Source organism: Hyphococcus lacteus, from assembly GCF_041058985.1.
GTDB classification, from domain to species: domain Bacteria; phylum Pseudomonadota; class Alphaproteobacteria; order Caulobacterales; family Parvularculaceae; genus Hyphococcus; species Hyphococcus lacteus.
On record NZ_JBEHZE010000001.1, the window covers coordinates 1,704,504 to 1,729,848 of the forward strand.

General features: G+C 53.1%; 22 protein-coding genes. 21 read left to right on the forward strand and 1 reads right to left on the reverse strand.

What is annotated here, in order from left to right; translation table 11 throughout:
• Positions 1-3 precede the first annotated feature (3 nt).
• On the forward strand, positions 4-882 hold the full coding sequence (locus ABFZ84_RS08180; protein ID WP_369313495.1) for a bifunctional transcriptional activator/DNA repair enzyme AdaA: 879 nt from the start codon (positions 4-6) through the stop codon (positions 880-882).
• An 88-nt stretch (positions 883-970) separates the two neighbouring features.
• On the opposite strand, the gene ctrA is transcribed toward ABFZ84_RS08180, so the two are convergent.
• Positions 971-1,672 (reverse strand): response regulator transcription factor CtrA, encoded by a 702-nt coding sequence (gene ctrA, locus ABFZ84_RS08185; RefSeq protein WP_369313496.1) that lies wholly within the window; start codon positions 1,670-1,672, stop codon positions 971-973.
• A 471-nt stretch (positions 1,673-2,143) separates the two neighbouring features.
• Between ctrA and ABFZ84_RS08190 the strand changes: the two genes are divergently transcribed.
• The 20 genes from ABFZ84_RS08190 to recN all read left to right on the forward strand — a co-directional run bounded on the left by ABFZ84_RS08190 (position 2,144) and on the right by recN (position 25,342).
• Positions 2,144-2,470 (forward strand): hypothetical protein, encoded by a 327-nt coding sequence (locus tag ABFZ84_RS08190; protein ID WP_369313497.1) that lies wholly within the window; start codon positions 2,144-2,146, stop codon positions 2,468-2,470.
• Positions 2,471-2,783: 313 nt separating this feature from the next.
• Positions 2,784-3,266, forward strand: coding sequence for a division/cell wall cluster transcriptional repressor MraZ (locus tag ABFZ84_RS08195; RefSeq protein ID WP_369313498.1), 483 nt, complete (start codon positions 2,784-2,786; stop codon positions 3,264-3,266).
• Entirely contained in the window at positions 3,263-4,273 is a 1,011-nt protein-coding gene (rsmH, locus tag ABFZ84_RS08200; RefSeq protein WP_369313500.1) for a 16S rRNA (cytosine(1402)-N(4))-methyltransferase RsmH, read from the forward strand. Before ABFZ84_RS08195 ends, rsmH begins: the two co-directional genes overlap by 4 nt.
• Positions 4,270-4,650 carry a cell division protein FtsL gene (gene ftsL / locus ABFZ84_RS08205; RefSeq protein WP_369313501.1) on the forward strand — a complete coding sequence of 127 codons (381 nt, stop codon included), beginning with the start codon at positions 4,270-4,272 and terminating at the stop codon, positions 4,648-4,650. The genes rsmH and ftsL overlap by 4 nt, the downstream gene beginning before the upstream one ends.
• Positions 4,651-4,719: 69 nt before the next feature.
• Entirely contained in the window at positions 4,720-6,441 is a 1,722-nt protein-coding gene (locus tag ABFZ84_RS08210; protein WP_369313502.1) for a peptidoglycan D,D-transpeptidase FtsI family protein, read from the forward strand.
• Positions 6,438-7,877, forward strand: a complete 1,440-nt coding sequence (locus ABFZ84_RS08215) for a UDP-N-acetylmuramoyl-L-alanyl-D-glutamate--2,6-diaminopimelate ligase (protein ID WP_369313503.1) — start codon at positions 6,438-6,440, stop codon at positions 7,875-7,877. The genes ABFZ84_RS08210 and ABFZ84_RS08215 overlap by 4 nt, the downstream gene beginning before the upstream one ends.
• On the forward strand, positions 7,874-9,361 hold the full coding sequence (locus tag ABFZ84_RS08220; protein ID WP_369313504.1) for a UDP-N-acetylmuramoylalanyl-D-glutamyl-2,6-diaminopimelate--D-alanyl-D-alanine ligase: 1,488 nt from the start codon (positions 7,874-7,876) through the stop codon (positions 9,359-9,361). Before ABFZ84_RS08215 ends, ABFZ84_RS08220 begins: the two co-directional genes overlap by 4 nt.
• A complete protein-coding gene (mraY, locus tag ABFZ84_RS08225) occupies positions 9,361-10,494 on the forward strand; it encodes a phospho-N-acetylmuramoyl-pentapeptide-transferase (RefSeq protein WP_369313505.1) in 1,134 nt (377 codons plus the stop codon). Before ABFZ84_RS08220 ends, mraY begins: the two co-directional genes overlap by 1 nt.
• Positions 10,495-10,503: 9 nt before the next feature.
• A complete protein-coding gene (gene murD, locus ABFZ84_RS08230) occupies positions 10,504-11,916 on the forward strand; it encodes a UDP-N-acetylmuramoyl-L-alanine--D-glutamate ligase (RefSeq protein ID WP_369313506.1) in 1,413 nt (470 codons plus the stop codon).
• Positions 11,913-13,049, forward strand: coding sequence for an FtsW/RodA/SpoVE family cell cycle protein (locus ABFZ84_RS08235; protein ID WP_369313507.1), 1,137 nt, complete (start codon positions 11,913-11,915; stop codon positions 13,047-13,049). Before murD ends, ABFZ84_RS08235 begins: the two co-directional genes overlap by 4 nt.
• On the forward strand, positions 13,046-14,146 hold the full coding sequence (locus tag ABFZ84_RS08240; RefSeq protein ID WP_369313508.1) for a UDP-N-acetylglucosamine--N-acetylmuramyl-(pentapeptide) pyrophosphoryl-undecaprenol N-acetylglucosamine transferase: 1,101 nt from the start codon (positions 13,046-13,048) through the stop codon (positions 14,144-14,146). The genes ABFZ84_RS08235 and ABFZ84_RS08240 overlap by 4 nt, the downstream gene beginning before the upstream one ends.
• Before the next feature lie 6 nt (positions 14,147-14,152).
• Positions 14,153-15,601, forward strand: coding sequence for a UDP-N-acetylmuramate--L-alanine ligase (gene murC / locus ABFZ84_RS08245; RefSeq protein WP_369313509.1), 1,449 nt, complete (start codon positions 14,153-14,155; stop codon positions 15,599-15,601).
• Positions 15,602-16,522 carry a UDP-N-acetylmuramate dehydrogenase gene (gene murB, locus ABFZ84_RS08250; protein ID WP_369313511.1) on the forward strand — a complete coding sequence of 307 codons (921 nt, stop codon included), beginning with the start codon at positions 15,602-15,604 and terminating at the stop codon, positions 16,520-16,522.
• Positions 16,519-17,445 carry a D-alanine--D-alanine ligase gene (locus ABFZ84_RS08255; RefSeq protein WP_369313512.1) on the forward strand — a complete coding sequence of 309 codons (927 nt, stop codon included), beginning with the start codon at positions 16,519-16,521 and terminating at the stop codon, positions 17,443-17,445. Before murB ends, ABFZ84_RS08255 begins: the two co-directional genes overlap by 4 nt.
• Positions 17,433-18,299, forward strand: a complete 867-nt coding sequence (locus ABFZ84_RS08260) for a cell division protein FtsQ/DivIB (RefSeq protein ID WP_369313513.1) — start codon at positions 17,433-17,435, stop codon at positions 18,297-18,299. Before ABFZ84_RS08255 ends, ABFZ84_RS08260 begins: the two co-directional genes overlap by 13 nt.
• 41 nt (positions 18,300-18,340) lie before the next feature.
• Positions 18,341-19,627 (forward strand): cell division protein FtsA, encoded by a 1,287-nt coding sequence (gene ftsA / locus ABFZ84_RS08265; protein WP_369313514.1) that lies wholly within the window; start codon positions 18,341-18,343, stop codon positions 19,625-19,627.
• Positions 19,628-19,769: 142 nt separating this feature from the next.
• Positions 19,770-21,326: a cell division protein FtsZ gene (ftsZ, locus tag ABFZ84_RS08270; protein WP_369313515.1), complete on the forward strand. Its 1,557-nt coding sequence runs from the start codon at positions 19,770-19,772 to the stop codon at positions 21,324-21,326.
• 242 nt (positions 21,327-21,568) lie between these two features.
• Positions 21,569-22,465 carry a UDP-3-O-acyl-N-acetylglucosamine deacetylase gene (gene lpxC, locus ABFZ84_RS08275; RefSeq protein ID WP_369313517.1) on the forward strand — a complete coding sequence of 299 codons (897 nt, stop codon included), beginning with the start codon at positions 21,569-21,571 and terminating at the stop codon, positions 22,463-22,465.
• A 115-nt stretch (positions 22,466-22,580) separates the two neighbouring features.
• Positions 22,581-23,537, forward strand: coding sequence for an outer membrane protein assembly factor BamD (locus ABFZ84_RS08280; protein ID WP_369314557.1), 957 nt, complete (start codon positions 22,581-22,583; stop codon positions 23,535-23,537).
• Positions 23,538-23,632: 95 nt separating this feature from the next.
• Complete coding sequence (recN, locus tag ABFZ84_RS08285; protein WP_369313518.1) at positions 23,633-25,342, forward strand: DNA repair protein RecN; 1,710 nt, start codon at positions 23,633-23,635, stop codon at positions 25,340-25,342.
• Positions 25,343-25,345: the final 3 nt, after the last annotated feature.

Below are 25,345 nucleotides of genomic sequence, written 5' to 3' on the forward strand. Positions count from 1 at the left end.
GTCATGAATGATCTTTCCCATACCCAATTTTCGGTCGCGCGACTTGATGGTTATGAACCGGTGGCACGGGCAATCGACTTTTTAACGGTGAATGCTGAAACGCAACCGACGCTAGAGCAAACGGCGGCCCATGTCGGATTATCGGCTGCGCATTTTCAGCGGGTGTTCAAGGCGGGCGCAGGTGTCTCGCCGAAACGGTTTTTGCAATATCTAGCCGCGCAAGAGGCAAAACGCGCCATTACAAACGGCGAAGATGTTCTGTCTGCTGCTTATTCGGCGGGGCTATCCGGTGCGTCCCGGCTTCATGACCTTTTTCTTGCCGCAGAAGCGATGACGCCGGGTGACTATCGCCGCAAAGGGGCGGGGCTTCTTATTCGCTTTGCCTTGGTCGAAGGACCGCTTGGGCGCGTCCTGATTGGCGCAACGGATAAAGGTATCTGTTGGCTGAGCTTTGCGGACGATACCAATCTAGATGATAGCATGCAGCAGATGAAGCACGATTGGGCAGCGGCCACATTTGTTCAAGATGCGGACTATGTGACGCCGTTTGCGCGTCAGGCATTTGCCTTTGCGATGAACCGTCGGTTGAATGAACCATTGCGCTTGCATGTTCGGGGAACGAATTTCCAGCTCAAGGTTTGGGAGGCATTGTTGCGAATACCCTATGGGCACCTTGTGACCTATGGCGATATCGCAAAAAATATCTGTGCGGAAAAAGCGAACAGGGCTGTCGGTACTGCGGTGGGGGCGAATTTGATCTCGGTGTTGATCCCGTGTCACCGGGTAATCTTATCGTCTGGTATCGTCCACAATTATCGCTGGGGTGCGCCACGCAAAAAGGCGATCCTAGCGATGGAAGAGGCGCTTTCTCAGGCAAATTGACCCGCATAAAAAAACGCCCCGGTTAAACCGGGGCGAATTTTTTAGTCGGTGCAAGTGTAGGGTCGATTTCTATGACCGCGTCTCGTTTTTAGGCAACGGATGCGGCTTGTTCTTCTTGTGGATCACGCAGCACATAACCACGTCCCCAAACAGTTTCGATGTAATGTTCGCCAATCGTTGCGGCCGCGAGTTTTTTACGCAGCTTACAAATAAAGACGTCGATAATTTTGAGTTCAGGCTCGTCCATGCCACCATAAAGATGGTTTAGGAACATCTCTTTGGTGAGTGTCGTGCCTTTGCGGAGCGAAAGTAGCTCAAGCATTTGGTATTCTTTGCCAGTCAGATGAACGCGTTGGCCCGCGACTTCGACGGTCTTCGCATCAAGATTGACGATCAGCTTGCCGGTCGTGATGACTGATTGTGAGTGGCCTTTAGAGCGACGGACAATGGCGTGGATACGTGCCACTAGCTCGTCTTTGTGGAAAGGCTTCGTCATATAGTCGTCAGCACCAAAGCCGAGACCACGTACTTTTGTTTCGATATCGCCTTGACCCGTAAGAATAAGGATCGGTGTGTTTACCTTGGCGACGCGAAGAGATTTCAAAACGTCAAACCCGGTCATGTCCGGTAAGTTTAGGTCGAGCAAAATGATGTCGTAATCATAGACTTTGCCAAGATCGACACCTTCTTCGCCCAAATCGGTGGTGTAGCAATTGAACCCATCCGACTTCAGCATCAGTTCGATGCTCTGTGCTGTGGCGCCGTCGTCTTCGATCAGCAGAACCCGCATATTCAGTCTCCTGTTGGCGCGCTGTTCCCCTCGAAACGTGACCGCGCTCTCTTGCTTTGTCGTAGGGTAGGTAACGACTATAAGCTTTCATAATGGTTAACGGCATGAACGACATTTGTCGTTTTTGCGGCGGGTTTTTAATTTCCCGAAAATACTTATTACCAGCAGGTCCTAGTGATTACTTGATTTGCATGCCCTGTCATTAAGCATAATCAATTTTTTCCTCTTTAAATGCATTCACCATTTTACCGGAGATTAACGGCTCAGGAATTAACCTGGCGACGTTGAGGGTGCGCGGCATTGGTATCAATAAATGAAAGCACGATCAAAAGTGCGCGCCAAAGCTTTTGTGTCCATGACGTTCTCGGATGCGAAACGGTATCGAGCGCTTTCCGGGAGTTTGCGTTTTAAATTTGGATTCAGACTCTGGGTGCTGGAACGTTGCGGTAAATAAAAAAGAGGAGGCGTAAGGTGGGTTATAATTTTCAAAATGGGGTCAGCGCGCTACTTCGGTTATCGAGAGAAGAATGTGACGCCCTAGAGGCTGACCTCTCGGATCTTCGGTCTGCACAGCGCGCCGCAAGAATTTCACTTGATGGGCTTGGGGATGCGAATGACGAAGTTGCTCGGCATCGTCGCCACAAGCTGCTCGGTATGCTGGCGACTTTTGAGCAAGCCGAGGTTGAGGCGAACGAGAAATTGAACGCGGCGGTCGTGGAGGCTAAAAAGCTCTCAACGCTAACCAGTGATATTGAGCCAGTTTTTATGCCAATGACGCGGCGTAAACAGTCTGCTTAAAACGCTGCGGCGAGGCTGGCGACGTAGAATTATGTGCGTCGGTTTTTCTGTCGCTTTTGTTTTCCCCAAAGATTTTTGGACATTCATCCTTTGTTAACCGTTGGTTAGCGATTCTATCGCTGCACCATGATTTTGATGTTCCGTTTCTGTTCCGTAATCATGGTGAAAAAATCCCGTCCGGTGGCGAAACATCCTTTGACCACCCATGAAATCCCATGCTATCCCAATATTGCCCAAAATTTTCGGGTAAGGGGCGGCGAGCGGCTAATTGAAATCGAGCAATGGCTAGAGCGTCGCGGCGGAGGAGTTCGGCATGCGGCGCGGGGCCGAGGCTCGATTTTTCGGGTCATACGTCAATAAAATCGATGCGAAGGGCCGGCTTGCCACGCCGGCTGTGTTTCGGCGCGCGCTCGATCTCGCCAGTGAAAATGTCATCTATTGTATTCCGTCCACAGAGGAACCGTGTATCGATTGTGGCGGTGCCGATTACCTTGAGCATTGGATGCTGATGATTGATCAGCTTGATCCATGCTCGCCCAAGCGTGTCAGTCTGGAGCGCGCGATTGCAACACAGTTGACGCCAATCTCGCCTGACAAAGAGGGGCGCATCGTTTTACCGGATCATTTGCGTAAACATGCGCATTTAGACGGGCAGGCAATGTTTGCGGGTCACATTCGGTCGTTCCAGATATGGAATCCCGAAGCCTTTGATGAGGTTCTTGTGGCGGCGAAAAAATTTGCAAGCGATGCAAAGCTTTCGTTGCGTAATCCTCCGGCGATTGTGGAGGCGTCATGAACACGGCACCGCACACTCCTGTCATGTTGAAAGAGGTTATCACGGCACTGTCGCCAAAAGCAGGCGGGATTTATGTGGATGCAACTTTTGGCGCAGGCGGCTATTCGCGCGCAATTTTAAACGCAGCGGATTGTACGGTTTATGGTTTTGATCGTGATCCGACAGCGATTGAGCGGGCAAAAGATATTGTTTCCGAATTTGCCGGGCGGTTGTTCCTGATCAATCGCCCATTCGCCGAGATGCGAGAGGCGCTTGAGGAACGAGGCGTTGAGGTTGTTGACGGCGTTGTCTTCGATCTTGGTGTTTCTTCAATGCAACTTGACGAAGGCGAGCGCGGTTTTTCTTTTCGACATGATGGGCCTTTGTCCATGCGTATGGATGGCGCTAAGCCAGATGCAGGCGATGTTGTGGCACGCGCTGATGCGCGCGATCTTTCGGCGATTTTTAGGTCTTATGGCGAAGAAAAGCGCGCAGGTGCGATTGCGCGGGCCATTGTGCGTGAGCGCGACGTTGCGCCGATCGAAACTACAGCTCAGCTTGCTGCTATCGTTGAAAAGGCGGCGCCAGTTTATGGTCATCAACGTATTCACCCGGCCACACGCGTTTTTCAAGCGCTAAGAATTTTCGTCAATGACGAGCTGGGTCAGTTAATCACTGGCTTGTACGCGGCGGAGCGATTATTGCGGCCCGCAGGGCGGCTTGTGGTTGTTGCGTTTCACTCGTTGGAAGACCGAATTGTCAAGCGATTTATCGCTGCGCGTAGCGATGCGAAGCGCGGTGGATCCCGTCATCTTCCGCCTACTGATGAAGCAGCTGCGTCATTTGAGCTTCTGTATAAAAATTCAGTTGCGGCTTCGAGCGAAGAGGCCGAGATGAACCCGCGGGCGCGCTCGGCAAAGCTACGTGCGGCGCTTCGGACCGATGCACCGCCGGCACCAGATGGTGACGAGTTGCTTGGGGCACCCCGCGAAATAAAACTTTCTTTCATGCACGGAGGACATAAATGATACGTATTACGACCATATTCTTGTGCGTGTTGCTGGCAGCGGCAGCATTTGGGCGCTATCGCGCCGAGGTGTCAGTGCGCGAGTTACGTCAAGATATTAAAAAGATAGAAATCAGCCAAGTCGAAGAAGTGCGGGCAATTCAAATGTTGCGCGCCGAAATCGCCTATCTTGAAAATCCAGAGCGCCTTGCAAAGGTCGCGAATACGAAAACAGACCTTCGCCCATCAACTGGTGAGCAAATGATGAATGCCCGTGAATTTGCAGCGGCCTTTGGTGGTGAGGATTACGCATCGGATGAAATTGATAGCTCTCCTTCAGGGGACGTGATCATGCATGCGTTGGCGATGGCTCAGGTTACGGGCGCACAGTTGGATTAAACTTTAACGTGAAGGACGAAACGGACGGTGTTTCGCGGACGGCAGAAAAGACCAAAGCCCAAGGCTTATGTGATCGCCGATACAAGCGAGGATGCACCTGAATCCGTATCGCTAAAAATTCATGCGACCGGCGCTCGTGGCCGTACGGCGGAGCGTGCCCGGACGCGCGTTATGATGTGCGTGGTCGTTTTTGTTTTCGTCTTTGCTGCGTTGGGCGTGCGGTTAGCAATGGTTTCCTTTGGGCAGGACGGTCCGTCACGCATTGCGCATGTTGGCTCGCCGGTCAGTCATGAACGCCCTGAAGTCGTAGACCGAAATGGCGCTCTGCTGGCGGCTGACCTGCCGGTGATTGCGCTAGAAGTTGCGGGCGGGGAGGTATGGGACCCTGCTGAGGCCGCGCGTAAGCTGAGCAGCGTACTGCCAGATATAGATCCGGCTGAGCTTGAGTTGAAATTCAAAGAGGGTCGCTATGTGGAGGTTCGTGCTGATCTGGCACCAGCCGAACGCCGCGCTGTTTTTGATCTCGGATTGCCCGGGGTGCGATTTGCGGCGCGGACCAAGCGTTTTTACCCTCAAGGGGAGCTAGCGGCCCATGTAGTTGGTCATGACGAGCGCGGAAAAGGCGGCGTCATGGGGCTTGAGAAAGTCGCAAACCGTTTCCGTGGTGCAGGGCCAATGCGCGCATCAATCGACATCCGCGTCCAACAAATCCTCGAAGAGGAATTGTTCACGACGATGGAGAAATTCGATGCCATCGCTGCATGGGGGGCTGTGATGGATGTGCAGACCGGCGAGGTCATTGCACTTGCTAGCCTTCCTGATTTTGATCCCAATGTACCGGGCGCCGTCCCGGCCGATTTCCGCCGTAATCGGGCCGTTTATGACCGATATGAACTTGGCTCGGCATTCAAGGCATTTACGGCAGCGGCGATCATTGAGTTGGGATTAGGGGATGAGAAAACCGAATATGATGCGCGCGGGAGCTTTAAGGTTGCTGATCGCCGAATTACAGATTTTCACGGTGAGAACCGTATACTGAGTTTATCGGAAGTGGTTCAGTACTCATCCAACATCGGTGTGGCCCGCATGGCGCTTGAAATGGGCGCGACCCAACAGCAAAAAATGTTGCAATCATTAGGGCTGTTTGAAGCATTGCCCATTGAGCTTGCGGAAAATCGTTCGCCGGAACTCCCCCGACAATGGGGCCCGGTTGAGACAGCCACAATTTCTTATGGTCACGGAATTTCAGTTACCCCGTTGCATCTTCTGACGGCGTTTTCGGCAGTGGTGAATGGCGGCGTGTATCACACGCCGACTTTTCTGGTGTCGGAACGCTCGCCGGAAGGGCGGCGGGTTTTTGGCGAGGATACGAGCGCAGCAATGCGGCGTATCCTCCGCCGTGTTATCACAGACGGTACGGCAAAGTTTTCAGAAGCGCCGGGTTATTACCCAATCGGCAAAACCGCAACAGCCGATAAGCCGTCGCTGGGCGGATATAATCGCAATTCGCGCATCGCCAGCTTTATTGGCGCAGTGCCCGGTTATGCGCCGCGCTATGCCATTCTGATCAGTTTCGATGAACCTAAAGGCCTTAAAGAAACCTACGGCTATGCGACCGCCGGGTGGAATGCAGCGCCGGCATTTTCGCGGTTTGTTGAGCGCGCGGCCCCTTTGTTGGGCTTAACGCCTGTGAACGAAGCCACTGCGCTTTCATCATTTGTCTCCGGTAAGCCGCCGTTTTATGGCCGTCAGGCAAAGCTCGACCGTCAAGAGAGTGAAGTCGCACGATGAGGCTGTCGGAGCTTTCATATGATGCGTTTACGCCAGACCCGAATATTGTGGGCATTTCCGCCGACAGTCGCGAGATCGGCCCCGGTTTTTTGTTTGCGGCGCTTCCCGGCGTCGTCGCCGATGGCGCTAGTTTTATTCCGCAGGCAGAAGAGAACGGAGCCGCAGCTATTCTTGCAATGCCGGGTGTCAAAACATCAGTACCGACGATTCATGATGCCAACCCAAGGCGGCGCTTGGCACAATTAGCGGCTCGGTTTTATGCGCGCCAACCCGAAATCATTGCGGGCATTACCGGCACAAACGGTAAGACGTCAACGGCGCTTTTTACGTCTCAGATATGGGCTAGGTTGGGTAAGGACGCGGCTTCTCTCGGGACGCTCGGGGCGCAATCAAAAGCCTTTTCACGGCCGCTGCTACATACAACGCCGGATCCCGTAAAGTTGCATGAAACGCTTGATGCGATGACCCGGCTTGGGGTTACGCATTTGGCGATGGAGGTATCGAGCCACGGACTTGCTCAGGCGCGCGCAGATGCGGTTGAGTTTAGCGTTGCGGCGTTTACGAATATCACCCAAGATCACCTCGATTATCACGAGAATTTTGATGATTATTTTTCGGCTAAGGCACGCCTGTTTGACACGCTCCTGAAATCAAGCGGCACCGTTGTCATTAATATGGATGGCGAAGGCGCTGAAAAAATATCAGAAATTGCACGGGCGCGCAGCCTGCCAACTGTCAAAACAGGTGTGAATGGCCGCGATATTAAATTATTACAGTGTACACCGCATTTGAACGGACTTGTGCTTGATATCGAAATTCGCGGAAAGCAATACAACATCGACATTCCACTTATTGGCGGGTTTCAAGCAGAAAATGTTTTGCTCGCGGCGGGCATTGCGATCGCTTCCGGTGCGCGCATTGATGAGGTTGTTCCCGCGCTTGAACAAATCAAAGGCGCGCGGGGCCGAATGGAGCAAGCGGCGGAAGTCGCCGGTGCCGGCATTTTTGTCGATTATGCCCATACGCCTGACGCCGTTGCCACAGCGCTGCAAGCAATACGGCCACATGCTGAGCGGCGTGTTATTGCCATTATTGGTGCTGGTGGAGATCGAGATAAGTCAAAGCGTCCATTAATGGGCTCGGCCGCAGGTGAGTTTGCCGATGTGGTTATTGTCACCGATGATAATCCGCGCTCAGAGGACCCATCAGCTATTCGTGCGGATGTAATAAAGGGATGCCCTGACGCACAAGAAATTGGTGACAGGGAGCAGGCGATTGCAACGGGGGTTGCTGCGCTGAAGGAAGGTGACGTGCTGCTTATCATGGGGAAGGGGCACGAAACTGGTCAAAAGGTGGGTGAAAATCTGTTGCCGTTCGACGACACTGAAGTTGCGCAAAGCGCTGTTGCGAACCGCTTAAAGGAGCTCGGGCGATGACAAAAGAACAGGCGTCGGTTGATCGAATACATACGGAATTGTGGAACGCGTTTGAAGCTGCGGCCGCAACAGGTGGTGCATTATGCGCGCGGGGCGGTGATCCATCGCGCTGGATTGCGGAAGAATGGTCAGCCGCAGGGATATCTATTGATACCCGGACGTTAAAGCCGGGCGATATTTTTGTGGCGCTTCGCGATGCGCGTGACGGACATGAATTTCTAAAGAATGCGTTCGACGCCGGTGCTTCTGCTGCGCTGGTCGCGCGCGCACCTGATGACGCACCTGATGGTGCACCGCTTTTGGTTGTTGGCGATACTCTTGATGGATTGCGGGATCTAGCGGCTGCGGCGCGGCTACGGAATTTTGGTAAGCGTATTGCAGTTACGGGTAGCGCGGGGAAAACCAGCACCAAGGAAATCTTGCGAGCCATTTTGTCGCCGGCAGGTTCAGTTCACGCGGCAGATAAAAGCTTTAATAATCATTGGGGTGTGCCGCTGACGTTGGCGCGATTGCCGATGCATGCCGAACATGGCGTTTTCGAAATTGGCATGAACCATCCGGGCGAGATCACACCGCTTACGGAACTTGTTCGTCCCCATGCGGCGATTGTGACGACCGTTGCTGCTGCACATCTTGAATTTTTCAAATCGATCGAAGAAATCGCAGAGTCAAAAGCCGAAATATTTTCCGGTCTTGCGCCCGGCGGTATCGCGGTGCTTCCGTTTGATAACGAATTCTATTCACTTCTGAAAACCCGTGCTGAACAGGCGGGCGCAGCGTCGTTCGTAACGTTTGGCGAAGGTAAGGGAGCGGATTTTCAGCTTCTTGATTACCAGACCGAAGGCGATGGCGCGCGCATTGATGTCCAGATCAAAGGAAAGCGCCAGGCATTTTCAGTCGGAATTCCGGGGCGGCATCAGGCCCTTAATATGTTAGCTGCGCTCGCAGCCGCGGATGCAGTTGGTGCGCCGCTCGACAAAGCCATCGCGGCGCTTGCGGTCACGGTGCCCGCTGAAGGGCGGGGAGCGCGTTCTGTTGTTGACGTTTCCGGCGGAAAAGCAACCCTGATCGACGAGAGTTATAACGCCAACCCGGCTTCGATGGTGGCGGCAATCGGCCTATTGGGGGCGAGCGAGCCGAATCATGGGGGCCAGCGCATTGCCATTCTTGGCGAGATGCTTGAGTTAGGGCCGGAAGGGCCAAAACTCCATAAAAATCTAGCTAAAGCGTTAGTTGCGGCTAAGGTCGATAGGGTCTATGCGGCGGGCAAATTAATGCGCCATCTTTGGGATGAGCTACCGAGCAGTATGCGCGGGCTTTACGCAGATGATGCCGTGGGCATGGTTGGGCCAGTGCTTGATGCTGTCTCGTCCGGCGATATCATAATGGTCAAAGGATCAAACGCCTCTAGGGTGAGCGCCGTTGCGCGGGCACTTAAAGAGCGCGGACATAAACAAAATGAAGATAAGGAAAGTCAGGCCTGATGCTCTATCACCTGCTAACGCCGCTTGCGGATCAATTTCAGCTGTTCAACGTCTTTCGCTATCTGACGTTTAGGACGGGCGGCGCTATTATGACGGCGCTTTTGATTGCGTTTTTATTGGGGCCGTCACTCATTAGCTGGATGCGGCGTAAGCAAGGGCGCGGTCAGCCTATCCGAACCGATGGTCCGCAGACGCACATTATCGAAAAAGCGGGCACGCCCACAATGGGTGGCGTTTTGATTTTGCTATCGCTTGTGGTGGCAACTTTTCTTTGGGCACGGCTCGACAATGTCTATGTCTGGATTGTTATGGGCGTGACGTTGGCGTTTGGCGCGCTTGGCTTCATTGATGATTATATGAAAGTAACGAAACAAACTGCTGATGGTGTTGTCGGAAGTTTGAAATTGATTGTGCAATTTGCCGTCGCGCTGCTGGCCGCTTATTTGTGTATGTCGGCCCTTGCCGAAGCGCCCGATGCGCCCGCTGGTTTGGCAACGTCGGTGGGGGTTCCTTTTGTTCCTATAAGTTTGTTCGAAAAATGGTTCAGCGCACCGGGTGTTCCGTTCGGCCTTCTTATTATTCCGTTTGCGGCATTTGTCATCGTTGGCGCATCAAACACGGTCAATCTGACAGATGGGCTTGATGGGCTTGCGACTGTGCCGGTTATGATTGCATCCGGTGCATATGCGTTGATTGCCTACCTAGTGGGGAATGCGATTTACGCAGGATATCTCGGTGTTCCATTTGTTCCCGGCGTGGGCGAACTAACGGTGATTTGTGGCGCGATTATTGGTGCCGGGCTTGGTTTTCTTTGGTATAATGCACCGCCCGCGGCCATCTTTATGGGTGATACAGGTTCGCTTGCTCTCGGTGGCGCAATTGGTTCTATCGCCGTTGCATCAAAGCATGAAATTGTTCTCGCGATTGTCGGTGGCCTTTTTGTGCTCGAAGGTCTCTCGGTGATGATCCAAATTGCGTCGTTTAAGCTGACCGGAAAACGTGTTTTCCGCATGGCACCGATCCACCATCATTTTGAGCAATTAGGTTGGAAAGAGTCGACAATTGTTATTCGTTTCTGGATCATCGCAGTTGTGTTGGCACTGATTGGTCTTGCGACCTTGAAATTGAGATAGAGCGCATTGATGATTTTGATCCCTGATGTAAAACGAAAAAGTTTCGGCGTTTTTGGTCTCGGCCTAAGCGGGATCGCAACATGCGAAGCACTTGTGGCGTCTGGCGCGCAAGTCTATTCGTTTGATGAAAACCGGGATGCACGCGATAAAACAGCGGATACGGAATATCGTTGTGAGCACCCAAAAAACTGGCCGTGGAAAGACCTGGAAGCAATTGTTATTTCGCCGGGCATTCCGCTAACGCACCCCAAACCCCACGCGATTGTGCGGAAAGCCCAGCAAGAGAATGTCCCCATTGTTGGCGATACCGAGCTTTTTGCCCGCGCCATCAATGCGCTTGAACCCCAGGCGCGTCCTCGCGTCGTTGGGGTCACGGGATCAAACGGAAAATCAACGACCACAGCTTTGATTGGGCACATACTCAAACAGGCAGGCGAAGACGTATATGTGGGCGGCAATATCGGCGAGGCCGTTTTGTCACTGCCTGCATTCGATAGCGACGCAGTTTATGTACTTGAGCTTTCATCGTTTCAGCTTGATTTAACCCATTCAATGCGTCTCGACGTGGCGGTGTTCCTGAACCTGTCGCCAGACCATATCGACCGCCACGGATCGGTCGATGGTTATCTCGCCGCAAAGCGTAGAATATTCCTCAATCAAACGGCAGCAGATCTCGCGGTCGTTGGTGTTGATGACGATTATGGACAAAGTGTATGCACGCAATTAATGGCATCGAATAATGCCGATGTGCGTCTTGTGTCTTCGGGTAGTGCGTTGGGGCGCGGTGTTTATGCGCTCGACGATAAGTTGTATTTTAATCTCGACGGCAAAACTGCGGTTGCCGGTGCATTAACGGGCGCACGCAGTTTGCGTGGTTCGCATAACTATCAAAATGTTGCGGCTGCGATTGCTGTTTGTGAGCGCTTTGGCGTTGCACCGTCTTTAGCGATTAAATCGTCACAACGATTTGAAGGGTTGCCGCATCGTCTCGAAGAGGTTGGGCGCAATGGCAAGGTATTGTTTATCAACGATTCTAAAGCCACGAATGCCGACGCAACAGCGCGAGCACTTTCTGCGTTTGAGGATATTTTTTGGATCGCAGGTGGTAAAGCCAAAGATGGCGGGGTTGAAAGTCTAAAGCCTATGATGAACCGTGTGCGCACGGTCTATCTTATTGGCGATGCAGCGCCACAGTTTGAGGATCAACTCCACGGCTCGGTTCAGATCGTGACTTGCGGCAATCTTGAGAAAGCTGTGCTAGCGGCGAGTGCTGATGCGGCGAAAAGCGATGCCTCTGCGCCGGTTGTTCTGATGTCACCAGCGGGTGCGTCTTATGATCAGTTCAAAAACTTCGAGGCCCGTGGCGACGCATTCCGTGATCTTGTATCGGAGCTTTCTGTCGGTAATGGAGAAGCGGCGTGAAGCGTCTATCGCGATTAGATAACTCACCTTTTGCGCGGCTGTGGTGGTCGATTGATCGGCCTACTCTTGCTATATTGTCGCTTATTATGGTGATTGGCGGTGTGGTTTTGATGGCGGCGGGTCCGTCGGCGGCTGCGCGAATTCGTAATGTTAGCGAATTTCATTTTCCCATGCGTCAGCTTATTTTCCTTGGCCCAACAATCTTGTTGATGACGGCGCTGGCTTTTTTAACACCGCTGCAAGCAAGGCGTCTTGGCGTATTCGTTTTTGCTGGCGCAGTGTTTTTGATGATATTTGTACTGATCTTTGGCGGAGAAGTGAACGGAGCCAAGCGTTGGCTTTATATTGGTTCTTTGTCGTTGCAGCCATCTGAATTTGCCAAGCCTGGATTTGTGATTGCCGCTGCGTGGATGATGGCGGAGGGCGCGCGCGATCCGAAATTTCCCGGCGGCGCGGTCGCTATTGGTCTTTACGCGATTTTCGCAGGGCTACTGTTGGCACAACCTGATTTCGGGCAATGGGTTTTGATGACCGCCGTATGGGCCGTGATGTTTTTTGTTGCGGGCTGGAGTTGGCTTTGGATTGCACTTTTAGGCGTGGTGGGCGCGAGCGCGTTGACGGCGGGTTATTTTTTGTCGGCCCACGTGGCTGCGCGGGTTGATGGGTTTTTGAAACCTGGTGCGAATGAAACATATCAGGTCGACCGTGCAATGGAGACGATTGCCAATGGCGGTTTGTTTGGTCGTGGTGATGCGACGCCCATTAAAACCGCTTTGCCTGATGCCCATACGGATTTCATTTTTGCTGTGGCCGCCGAAGAATTTGGATTTGTTTTGACGCTTCTGATTATCTTGTTGTTTGCATTTTTTACGGCCCGCGTGATGACCGTCGCTGCTGGGCTTAAAAGTGTTTTTGCGCAATGTGCGGCCACGGGGCTTGCTGCGCTTATAGGCTTTCAGTCGATTATCAATATTGGCGTTTCATTACGGGCGTTACCGGCGAAGGGAATGACCTTGCCATTTATCTCTTATGGTGGGTCATCACTTTTAGCGACCGGACTGACGGTCGGGCTGATTTTCGCACTAACCCGTACGCATCATGGTGTTTATCGGCGCAAGGATATCATGCCATGACAGGGCATAGCCTAATTGCGCTGGCGGCGGGCGGCACCGGCGGACATTTGTTCCCGGCCGAGGCGCTCTCCCAAGAGCTGAAGCGCCGTGGTCATAGGATTTTGTTGGTCACCGATGCGCGTGGAGCGCGATACGCGCAGAGTTTTCCGGCTGATGAGCGGTTTGAAATTTCTGCGGCGACACCCTCGATAGGCGGCCCAATCGCAAAGGGTGCTGCGGCGGTTTCCATCGCAATGGGATTAGTCACGTCATTGCGAGAGTTTAAAAAGCGGCGCCCGGTTGCAGCAGTGGGTTTCGGTGGTTATCCATCCCTCCCGGCGATGAAGGCAGCATCGCTGATGGGTATTCCTTACGGGGTGCACGAACAAAATGGTGTGCTTGGACGAACTAATCGGCTTCTGGTGAAAAATGCTGCCTTCACGGCGCATGCATTCCCTGTGCTTGAAAAGCTGCCGCGCAATGTTGATACGATTGAAGTCGGAAATCCGTTGCGCGATGCCGTCGGTGCTGTTGAGGGGGCTCCGTTCCCAACCATTGAAAGCGATATCAATCTTTTGATTTTTGGCGGCAGTCAGGGCGCAAGTATTTTTTCGGCGGCACCGGTCAATGCCCTTGCGGGATTGCCTGCTGAAATTCGCGCGAGGCTGGTTGTAACGCATCAGGCACGCGATGCCGATAAAGGTGAAGTCGCGCGAAGGTATGAGGCAGCAAATATTCGTGCAGAAGTCGCTCCGTTCTTTGGCGATTTACCGCAACGCATGGCCAATGCACATTTGGTTTTGGCGCGCGCTGGGGCTTCGACAGTGACTGAGTTATCGGCGATTGGGCGACCGTCGATTTTGGTGCCGCTTGCCATCGCGATGGATGACCACCAAACCGGCAATGCGCGAACGCTTTCCGAACAAGGGGCAGCCGTTATTTTGTCGGAAAAGGAATTTACTGAGGAACGTATTGGCGCGACATTATCGGAATTATTGTCGTCGCCGGCGAAATTGGCCACCATGGCAAGCGCCGCTCAGGGTGTGGTAAAATCTGGAGCGGCGGCGCGATTGGCCGACCTGGTAGAAAATATTGTCGCGATTAAAGCGGCAGCGTGAGTATATATGACGAGTAAAGAGCAATATTCTATAATTGACCCACCGGAAATCAAAGTCCGGTTGCCATTCGGTGCGGGGGTCGTTCATTTTGTTGGCATCGGCGGAATCGGCATGAGCGGTATCGCGCATATCATGCGCAATCTTGGCTATGACGTTCGCGGGTCAGACGTTGCCGATGGGGCAAATGTTCAACGACTACGCGATGCTGGTATTCCGGTGGTGATTGGCCATGCGCGCGATAATGTTGAGGGCGCGGACGCGGTTATCATTTCGACCGCAATTCGCCGTGATAACCCAGAAGTTGCGGCCGCGCGCGCGCGGCATATCCCGGTGGTGAAGCGCGCGGACATGTTGGCGGAGCTGATGCGCCTCAAATGGACGGTGTCAGTTGGCGGTACACACGGAAAAACCACAACAACAACAATGGTTGCCGCACTTCTCGACGAGGCTAATCTTGATCCAACCGTAATCAATGGCGGGGTCATCAACGCCTATGGTACCAATGCCCGTATCGGCGAAGGCGACTGGATGGTCGTTGAGGCCGACGAAAGCGATGGAACGTTTATTCGCCTGCCGACGACTGTGGCCATTGTCACGAATATTGACCCCGAGCATTTGGATCATTGGGGCGGGTTTGAAGCGCTTCGTAACGCGTTTGACCGTTTCATTGAAAACACGCCGTTTTACGGCTTTGGGGTTGTTTGCCTTGATCACCCGGAAGTGCAAGCGTTGGTCGGGCGGGTAACTGATCGTCGTCTAATTACGTATGGTATCAATCCGCAGGCAGATGTTCGTGCGGCAAATATCCGTTTTGAAAATGGTATTTCCGTATATGACATTGTTTTCCGCGAGCGTGGCACCGAAATTGGTCGGATTGACAATGTCCACTTGCCCATGCCGGGCGCGCATAATGTTCTTAACTCACTGCCGGCTGCGATCGTGGCTAAACGGTTGGGGGCGACGGATGAGCAAATTCGATCCGGTTTTGCAAAATTCGCTGGTGTAAAACGGCGGTTCACGCAGGTCGGCGAATGGAAAGGCGTGAAAATTGTTGATGATTATGGTCATCATCCGGCCGAAATCGCGGCGGTGCTGCGGGCGGCGCGAAACATCACGCGCGGGCGGGTGATCGCCGTCATCCAGCCACACCGGTATTCGCGGCTTCACGATTTGTTTGATGAATTCTGTGCGTGTGCGAATGAGGCTGACATCGCGTTGATAACGGATGTCTATGCGGCGGGTGAACAGCCACTCGAAGGGGTTAATCGCGATAGTCTTGTGGCCGGGTTAGAAAGCCATGGTCATCGTGACGCCCGTGCATTGTCTAGTTTAGAAGACTTGCCAAAAGTTATTGCCGATATTGCAGAACCCGATGATTACGTTATCTGTCTTGGTGCGGGTGATATTACGAAGTATGCAAATAATTTACCTGACGCGCTAAAGGCGCTTGGGTAGATGACGAAAGTTACCGTTAAAACCCTTCCGGACGTTCGTGGGAAATATGTCGAAAACGCAGACCTTTCGACGTTGACTTGGTTTCGCGTAGGTGGCTTCGCGGATGTGTTGTTTTCTCCTGCCGATGAAGATGACCTTGCGCACTTCTTGCGAGCGACCCCAACGAACATTCCAATTTTTGTTATGGGGGTCGGGTCAAACCTGTTGGTTCGTGATGGCGGTGTTCGCGGCGTGGTCATTCGGCTTGGTTCGGGGTTCCGACAAGTTGTTGTGGATGGCCTAAAGGTAACGGCTGGCGCTGGCGCGATTGATGCGCAAGTCGCCAAGCGCGCGGCAGAGGCGGGTGTTGCGGGCCTTGAGTTCTTTCGTGGCGTCCCCGGGACAATCGGTGGTGCACTACGCATGAATGCGGGCGCTTATGGTGGCGAGACCAAAGATGTTTTGGTGAGTGCCGTTGCCTTTGATCGTGCGGGCAAGCGTCATGTTTTGAGCAATACCGAAATGGGGTTCTCGTATCGGCATAGCGACGCGCCGGAGGAATTGATTTTTACCAGCGCAACTTTTGAAGGGCAACGCGGAGACTCCAAAGATATTATCGCCCGTATGGATCAGATCAGCGCTCAACGAGAAGAAACTCAGCCCATTCGCGAACGTACGGGCGGATCGACCTTTGCTAATCCTGATGCGGCATTGTCGGGCGGTCGCAAATCATGGCAACTGATTGATGAAATTGGCGCGCGAGGCCGTGTTATTGGTGATGCGCAGGTGTCTGAGCGTCATTGTAATTTTATGATCAATCGGGGCAATGCCAGCGCCGCTGATCTGGAAGAGCTAATTGAATCCCTCCGCATTGATGTGCAGGAGAAGTTGGGTGTTGAGTTACGCTGGGAAATTCGGCGAGTAGGAGAGGCGACGCAATGAGTAAAAAGTTTCGGCGTGTCGCAGTATTAAAGGGTGGTTGGTCACCCGAGCGCGAAGTTTCACTTTCATCCGGTGCCGCCGCGGGAAAAGCCCTGATTGAAGCTGGCTATGACGTGGTTGAAATTGATGTCGATCGCGATCTCGCAACGCGGCTCGTGAGTGAAAAACCCGACGCAATTTTCAATGCGCTGCACGGGCAATGGGGTGAAGATGGGTGCGTGCAAGGGTTGATGGAAGTTATGGGTATTCCGTATACCCATTCCGGCGTGCTCGCGTCATCACTCGCGATGGATAAGCAACGCGCCAAAGCTGTTTTTGAAGATGCAAACATACCTTCACCGCAAGGCGTGATCGTTACGCGAAAAGAAGCTGCTGGCGGCCAGGTTATGAAACCGCCTTATGTGGTAAAGCCAAATGCGCAAGGGTCTTCGGTTGGCGTGTTTATTATTCGCGATGGCGATAACCGTCCACCATCGGAACTAACCGGCGAAAAGTGGACATTGGGCGAAGAAGTTCTCGTCGAGAAGTTCATCCCTGGCCGGGAGTTAACGGTTTCGGTTATGGGGGATCGTGCGCTTTGCGTTACAGAGATTACGACCGCGCTCGCGTTTTATGACTACGAAGCAAAATACTCGGCCGGTGGATCAAAACATGTTTTACCCGCTGACGTTCCAGAAGAAATAACCGATCGCTGTCTTGATCTAGCGCTTCGCGCGCATCAATCGCTTGGTTGTCGTGGGCTGTCCCGCGCCGATTTCCGTTATGATCCGGACGCGGATGGCGAGCAGATTTTCTGTCTTGAGGTCAATACCCAGCCCGGCTTAACCCCAACGTCGTTATCGCCAGAACAAGCCGCGCAGTTGGGAATTTCGTTCCCTGAGCTTTGCGCGTGGATGGTGGAGGATGCATCATGTCAAAGGTAAAAAAGAAACCGGCCAAGAAAACGCCCAATCGTCGCGGCAAGGCAAAGGAGGTTGGGTTTTTTGATCGTATCAGCGCGATCTGGACTCGCTTTTCTCATGCTTTGATTGCGAGTTCTGTTTTGCTGGCGCTACTCGGGATCGGCTTTCTTTGGGCGGGGGGCTATGTTGGCATGATGGGCGAACAGCTAAGCCGCTTTGCGGGCGCACGCGCAGTAAGCGCTGGGTTTGAAATCCGGAGGATTACCGCAAAAGGTGCAATCGAAACAGCGGAGCAGGAAATTTTGAACGCGGTCGGACCAGTTGTTGGCTCGTCGATGTTGCATTTCGATGCAGATCGCGCGCGTGCGCAGGTCGAGCAAATCGGCTGGGTCCGTTCGGCTGCGGTGTCAAAGCTATTGCCGAATACGATAAATATCTCCGTGCGAGAACGTGTTCCCGCAGCAGTGTGGCAGCTTTCTGGCGCGCTGCATTTGATTGATGAAAATGGTGCAATCATTCGCGAGGTGAACGCTTATGAATATGCGGATTTACCGCTGATTGTGGGCGCGGGCGCACCGGGCGCGGCGTCGGAAATGCTGCAGGCACTAAAAGGTGAGCCAGAATTATGGGGCCGCGCATCCGCGCTTATTAGGGTGAGCGACCGCCGCTGGAACTTGAAAACAAAAGACGGTGTTGATGTGAAATTCCCTGAACGCGGCGTGGGGGAGGCTGTGCGCTATCTTGGGCGACTACAGGGCGAACTTGCTTTGCTTGATGAACCGCTTGAATATGTTGACCTTAGAAACCCGGAAAACTTCGTCTACAGAGTAAAGGGTACTGCTGAGATGGAAAAACCCATCGGCGTGATCCAATAAATTTCGACGTAAACTATCACCGTGCGATAAAGGCTTGAACTGTGGCACATCCCCAAAAATCTCGTAAACGCCGTAAAGACGAAACGATTGCTGCTGCGCTTGATATTGGGGCGTCCAAAGTTTCTTGCTTCATTGCGCGCGTCAACGAAGAGCCGAGCCTTGCGCCACAAGCCGAAATTGTTGGCGTCGGTTGTTATGGGGCGGCGCTTAATGCGCGAATGGCCGCAACAGCAGATGTAATTGAAACGGGTGTTCGAAACGCTGTTGAAGCTGCAGAACGCATGGCGGGTGAGCATGTCGGTCGGGTGCTCGTTGGTGTCTCCGGAAAACATCTGCGCGCACGTCGGATCGGCGTCGATCTTGAGATCGCTGGCGGGGTTGTTGCCCAAGAAGATATTGATGACAGCCTTTCGGAAGGCGCAAAGATTGCAACACCCCCTGATTGTGCGCCCCTTCATGCGATGCCTATCGGGTATCGCGTTGACGGCGAAGAAGGACTAGCGGACCCAATAGGTCTTTCGGGCAGTGTTCTTTCGACCCAGATGTTCGCGCTTGGGGTGCGGCAGAGCTATCTTGATAATCTTGCAAACCTGATCGAGCAATGTGACCTCGGCGTCGAAGAGTTTGTCGCCGCACCTTACGCTGCCGCAGAAGCCGTATTGCTTGAGGATGAAAAAGAGCTGGGGGTCGTACTGATTGATATCGGAGCGACGTCAACGGGTTTCGCGGTCTATGATAATGGTGCCTTGGTTGAATGCGGCGGTGTGCCGGTCGGCGGTGGTCATATTACGCGTGACATCGCGCAGATTTTTGGCGCGTCGCTTGCGCATGCTGAGCGCGTAAAGACGCTTTATGGGGCGGCGCTGATTGGCCCCGGCGATGAGCATCGCTTCGTTGATTTTCCGCAACTCGGGGTCGCGGGCGAGGTTGCGCGGGCGTCACGGGCGGATGTTTGTGAAGTCATCCTGCCGCGTCTCGAAGAAGTTTTTGAGTTAGTGTCAGATCAGTTACCAGATGACGGGATGCGTCGGTCGGGTTTGCGGCGTGTGGTGATTACCGGTGGCGGGAGTCTTTTGGTTGGTGCGCGCGAGGTCGCGGAACGCACCCTCGGTATGAAAAGCCGCCTTGGTCGACCAACCGCAATTCCGGGCTCGCCAGAGGCGGCTTCGGCACCGGGCTTTTCTGTTTGTGCTGGGCTTATCCAGCATTACACAAATTTAGGTCGTGAAAGTGAAAAGGGTCTTGGCGTTTTGGGTCAATCACCCCATGCAGGATCAAGATCATCAGTGCTCGGCGGGTTAGACAGCTGGCTGCGTGCTAAATTCTAGAAAATGTTAAGGGGGCGTTAACCTTTTGGAAAGGGTTATGAACGATTCTTTAACGAGACATTATCCTTAATATTCGCGAATTGCGGATGTTGAGAGAAACCGAGAAATAAAACCTCCAACCTGCGCATCATCGGAGACATCCATGCCACTAAATCTAAGCGTGCCCGAACTCACTGAATTGAAACCCCGCATTACCGTCATCGGTGTTGGTGGCGCGGGTGGTAATGCTGTAAACAACATGATCGAAAGCCAATTAGAGGGCGTCGAATTTGTTGTTGCGAATACGGACGCTCAGGCAGTCGGCTTATCTAAGGCTGAAAAACGAATTCAGCTTGGGGTGAAGACCACGCAAGGTTTGGGTGCAGGGTCCATTCCGGATATTGGTCGCGCAGCCGCAGAAGAATCTCTTGATGAAATTCTTGAGCATGTTGGTAATTGTCACATGTTGTTCGTTACCGCAGGCATGGGCGGCGGCACAGGAACAGGCGCAGCCCCGGTTATCGCTAAAGCTGCAAAAGAGCGGGACATTCTGACCGTTGGTGTTGTCACCAAACCCTTCCATTTTGAGGGCGCGCGCCGGATGCGGCTTGCGGGCACCGGTATCGAAGAGCTGCAAAAGCATGTCGATACGTTGTTGATCATCCCGAACCAGAATCTGTTCTCAATTGCGAATGAGCGCACAACTTTTCATGAAGCCTTTTCGATGGCCGATCAGGTGCTTCATTCGGGTGTTCGTGGGATCACCGATCTCATGGTTATGCCTGGCTTGATCAATCTCGATTTTGCGGATGTTCGCACTGTGATGAGCGAGATGGGCAAAGCGATGATGGGGACCGGCGAAGCAGAGGGCGAGAAACGCGCTATTCAAGCAGCCGAAGCGGCAATCTCTAATCCGTTGCTCGACGAACAATCAATGAAGGGCGCGCGCGGCGTACTTATTAACATTACTGGGTCTATGGATATGACTCTGTTTGAGGTTGATGAAGCGGCTAACCGCATTCGCGCCGAAGTTGATCCTGATGCGAATATCATTGTCGGCTCGACCTTCAATCAGGACCTCGAAGGTAAGGTCCGTGTTTCTGTTGTTGCGACCGGAATTGATATTGCTGAGCGCGATGCGCACCAGCCGCAAATCAAAGTCAACACAGGTGCTGTCGCTAAGCCTTGGCGGGAACCTGTTGTTGTGGACAAGTCCGCGACACAGACACCAACTGCAGAAACATCAACACCGGAAGTTGACGCGGGGGCATCGGTTCCGGCGGCTAGCTTTCGTCCGTCGACCGTAACGCCACAAACACCAACGGCCACGGCAGCTAATCCAGTTGGTGATGTTCATGAGCGTATTCGTAAAATGTTGACTGAGGGTTCTGCCGGAGAAGCTGAGTCTCAACCGGGACCAACCGCTCCAAAGCGTTCGCAATCTGTGCCACAACGCCAGTCATTGCGCCCGGCAGGTGAGGCAAAGCCAAACCACAATCCTTTCCGCAGTGCGCAGAATTTGGGTAAGCACTCGCTGGAAGCGGCAGTCGATATGTTCAAATCATTCGGTGGAACCGAAGACCGGCGCGATATTGCCCCGCCACGTGCGCCCGAGGCTACGAAGCCAGCAACGAGTGCGCCACGGGGTGATCTGTTTGAAGATCATGAAGACGCGGATCTCGAAATCCCATCATTTTTGCGGAAAAAGAAGACTGGATGAGACCTCAAGGTTTCATGCCAAGTGATTGATAATCAACATAAAGAGCCACCTATCTTTAGCAAGATAGGTGGCTCTTTTGCTATCGCGCTTGAAGTAATCGACAATAAACTTTGATTATGCAAAAATTTCGCATCTGCGAGGATTCTGCTAACGTTCTTGCGTTAACACATCGAGTGGCGAAAGCCGCGTGTGCTGGTGCACCGGTATGTGATGGGTTTAGTAAGCCGGTTGATGAGCATAAGATGAGTTACAAATCTGAACGACAACATACGGTGAAGTCTGACATTCGGTTTTCTGGGATCGGTCTTCACACTGGGGTTGAGTGTCTGGCGGTTGTACGGCCCGGCGCGGCGAATACAGGATTGTTGTTCCGGCGGCTTGATGTCGAACAAGGCGACAACGTCATCCGCGCAAATCCAAATAATGTTCTGCATGCCTGTCACGGTACAACGGTGGCGAACGCAGATGGTAATAGTGTTGCGACGATCGAGCATTTGATGGCGGCGCTAGCGCTATGCGGTGTAGATAATGCTGAAATTGATGTCACCGGCCCTGAAATTCCAATTTATGACGGTAGCGCGTCTTTTTTTGTAAGCGCTATCAATAGCGCGGGGACTTGTGCGCAGGATGCAGATCGCCAACCAATTATTGTTGTTGACCGCACAAAGGTCGTTGACGGTGATCGTTGGATTGAAATTCAACCGAGCGATGATCGCATCATCGATATTGAAATCGATTTTGGCGATTGCTTGATCGGGCGGCAGGCATTGTCGATTGATTTAGATGCGGTGCAGATTTTGGAAAAACTGTCTTCTGCTCGGACCTTTTGTCGGCTTAACGAAGTTGAAGCATTGCGCGGGATCGGATTGATTTTGGGCGGGTCTTTGTCGAATTCACTCGTGGTTGATGGCGATCGGCTTCTTAATGAAGAACCTCTTCGGGATGAGGCGGAATTTGTCCTTCATAAAGCGCTGGACCTGATTGGTGATCTTTATCTCTTGGGGGCACCAATAGTAGGGCATATTCGGGCCATGCGCCCCGGTCATGACCTGAATACGCGATTGGCCCAAGCGATCGCGCGGCAAGCAAAACCGGCTTTGCGGCCTGCTGCCCAAGAACCTGTCCGTGTGACCGCCTGAATCCGATAATCAGGTTTGACAGAAGCGCATGCACCAAACTAGAAGTTAACACTCCTGAAACCATGCCAGTTGTTGGCATGAGCCTCGTTGGCGGAAAGGCTCGTCTCTAGTGAAAATGCGTATTGCGTTTCTTGGTAAGGCCATCTGTGTTCTGGTTGCGATTGCCGCAATCTCGGCCTGTAGCTCATCCTCCAAAAAGGCGAAATTCGCCTATGTCGAGCGTCCGGTGGAGTCGCTTTACTCAGCGGCTACCTACGAGCTTGAACGCCGCCGTTTTGATCGTGCTATTGCCTTTTTCGAAGAGGTTGAGCGCCAGCACCCATATTCCGCATGGGCGCGTCGTTCGATGTTGATGAAGGCCTTTGCTTATTACCAAGGCAATGATTACGACGAAGCGTTACAAGCGATTGAGCAGTTCACGACACTGCATCCGGGTAACAAAGACGCTTCATATGCCTATTACCTAAAGGCTATGTGCTATTACGAGCGAATTCGTGATGTAGGGCGCGACCAGGACTTTACGAATAACGCGGTTGAAGCATTGAACGATGTCATTCGGCGTTATCCGAATACGGAATATGCGCGTGATGCACGTCTAAAACTCGACCTTACATACGACCATCTCGCAGGTAAGGAGATGTATGTTGGTCGGTTTTACCTCAAACAGAACAAGCATATTTCTGCGATTAACCGCTTCAAATTTGTGATCGAAAATTACCAGACCACGAGCCAGGTGCCAGAAGCTTTGCACCGTTTGGTCGAGGCTTATTTGGAGCTGGGTATCGTCGAGGAGGCCCGGGCTGCGGCCGCAGTTCTTGGTTATAATTACCCCGGTAGCCGCTGGTATCAGGACTCGTATCGCTTGTTCAAAAGTCGGAATATTGTGGCTGAAAATTCCAGCCCGGCGCGGAAGAATGCAAAACCGCTGCCGCAACAAGTGCGCGATATCTCTGATATTGATCCGAAAGAGCTTCAAACAATCGCACCGCCATCAGCAAGCGAGCTTGAGGATTTGGCGGCGGGTGCAGATAATACCCCGAACGCTATTGAGCGGGCGCGCGACGAGCTTTAATCCGACCATGAATTACGGTATCCATGGAGCAGGAGCCGCGTCCGGTACATTCGGCGGCGGCATCGGTTTTATTTGGACAGGTTTAAACCCCGCGCATGTTGACCGCGCTTCACATCCAGGACTTCGTACTGATCGACCAAGCGCGCCTCGCGCTTGGGAAGGGTATGACCGCGCTTACAGGTGAAACTGGCGCGGGTAAATCGATCTTGCTTGATGCTTTGGGGTTGGCCGTGGGTGGACGCGCCGAGCGCGGCGCGGTTCGGCAGGGCGCTAAGCAAGGCATCGTGTCGGTTATTTTTGAGCCCGATGCCAATCACCCGGTTTGGGCAATTCTTGATGAAAATGGTCTTGATACCGGTGAAGACCAAATCATTCTGCGCCGTGTTCAAAATAGCGACGGGCGCGGGCGAGGCTTTGTCAACGATCAGCCGGTATCGATTGCCATGCTGCGGTCGGTCGGAGAAACGCTTATCGAGATCCACGGCCAGCATGACGGTCGAGGATTTTTGACGGCCTCTGCTCATCGCGGAATGCTTGATGAATTTGGTGGGCTTCAGAAAAAAGTCGAAAAGCTGGAGGGCATCTGGCGACAATGGCGTGATGCCCAAAATGAATTGGATGAAAAACGCCGCGAACGTGATGCGGCGGCGCGCGAGGCCGATTATCTACGGCATGTGGTAGAGCATCTCGGTAAACTGGACCCCGAAGAAGACGAAGAAGCAGAATTGTCACTCCGTCGGACCGAGCTTATGGCGTCGGATAAAATTGCGGATGATTTGAACGCAGCCGCAAAAGCGCTTTCTGAGGGTGGCTTTGATAGCAAGCTGGCTTCCGCGCTTCGGCGTATCGAAAAAGCAAGCGCGCAGTTTGAGGAAAAAGAAAACCCGTTGGCGCAGGCTGCCGCGCGGATTGATGGCGCGCTCAATGAAGCGGCCGAAGCGCGCGACGCACTAGAAGTTGCGATTGAACGATTTGGTGCCGATCCCGATGAGCTTGATCGGGTCGAAGAGCGGCTGTTTGCACTGCGTGCAGAGGCGAGAAAACACGGTGTACAGCCAGACGGTTTGCGTGCCTTTCTGACCAAAGCCCGAGTGACTCTGGAGACGCTTGAGCAAGGGGAAACGGCCTTTAGCGCGCTTGAGAAAACCGTAAATGAGAGTGCTGCGGCCTTCACCGAAGCGGCAAGGAAATTGACGAGAGACCGTGTGGCGGCCGCAAAAAAACTCGACAAGGCTGTCGCTAGTGAGCTTGCGCCGCTGAAATTAGGTAAAGCGATTTTTTCAACGCACATCACGACTGATGAAAACAATCCGACATCGGATGGGTTCGACCGGATCGAGTTTATGGTCGCGACCAATCCGGGTGCACCAGCCGGGCCACTCAAAACCATAGCTTCCGGCGGAGAGTTATCGCGGTTTGTACTGGCGATGAAAGCGGCGTTAGCGGCAAAAGAAAATCGCACTGTTATTATTTTTGACGAAGTTGATGCGGGCGTTGGCGGTGCGGTTGCTGATGCTGTGGGTGAGCGTCTGTTGCGCCTAGCTAGTGACGCGCAAGTTTTGGTGGTGACCCATAGCCCGCAAGTCGCCGCAAGAGCCGACGCGCATTGGCGAATAGAGAAGAAACAGACAAAAACGGCGACGTTAACATCAGTGACGATGCTCGCACCGGATGACCGCAACGAAGAGATCGCCCGAATGTTGTCAGGCGCGGAAGTCACTGACGAAGCGCGTGCCGCCGCTCGTCGGCTATTGTCTGTGCCCGACAAAAAGCCTGCGCGTAAAAAGCTGGCAAAATCGGCGTGATAC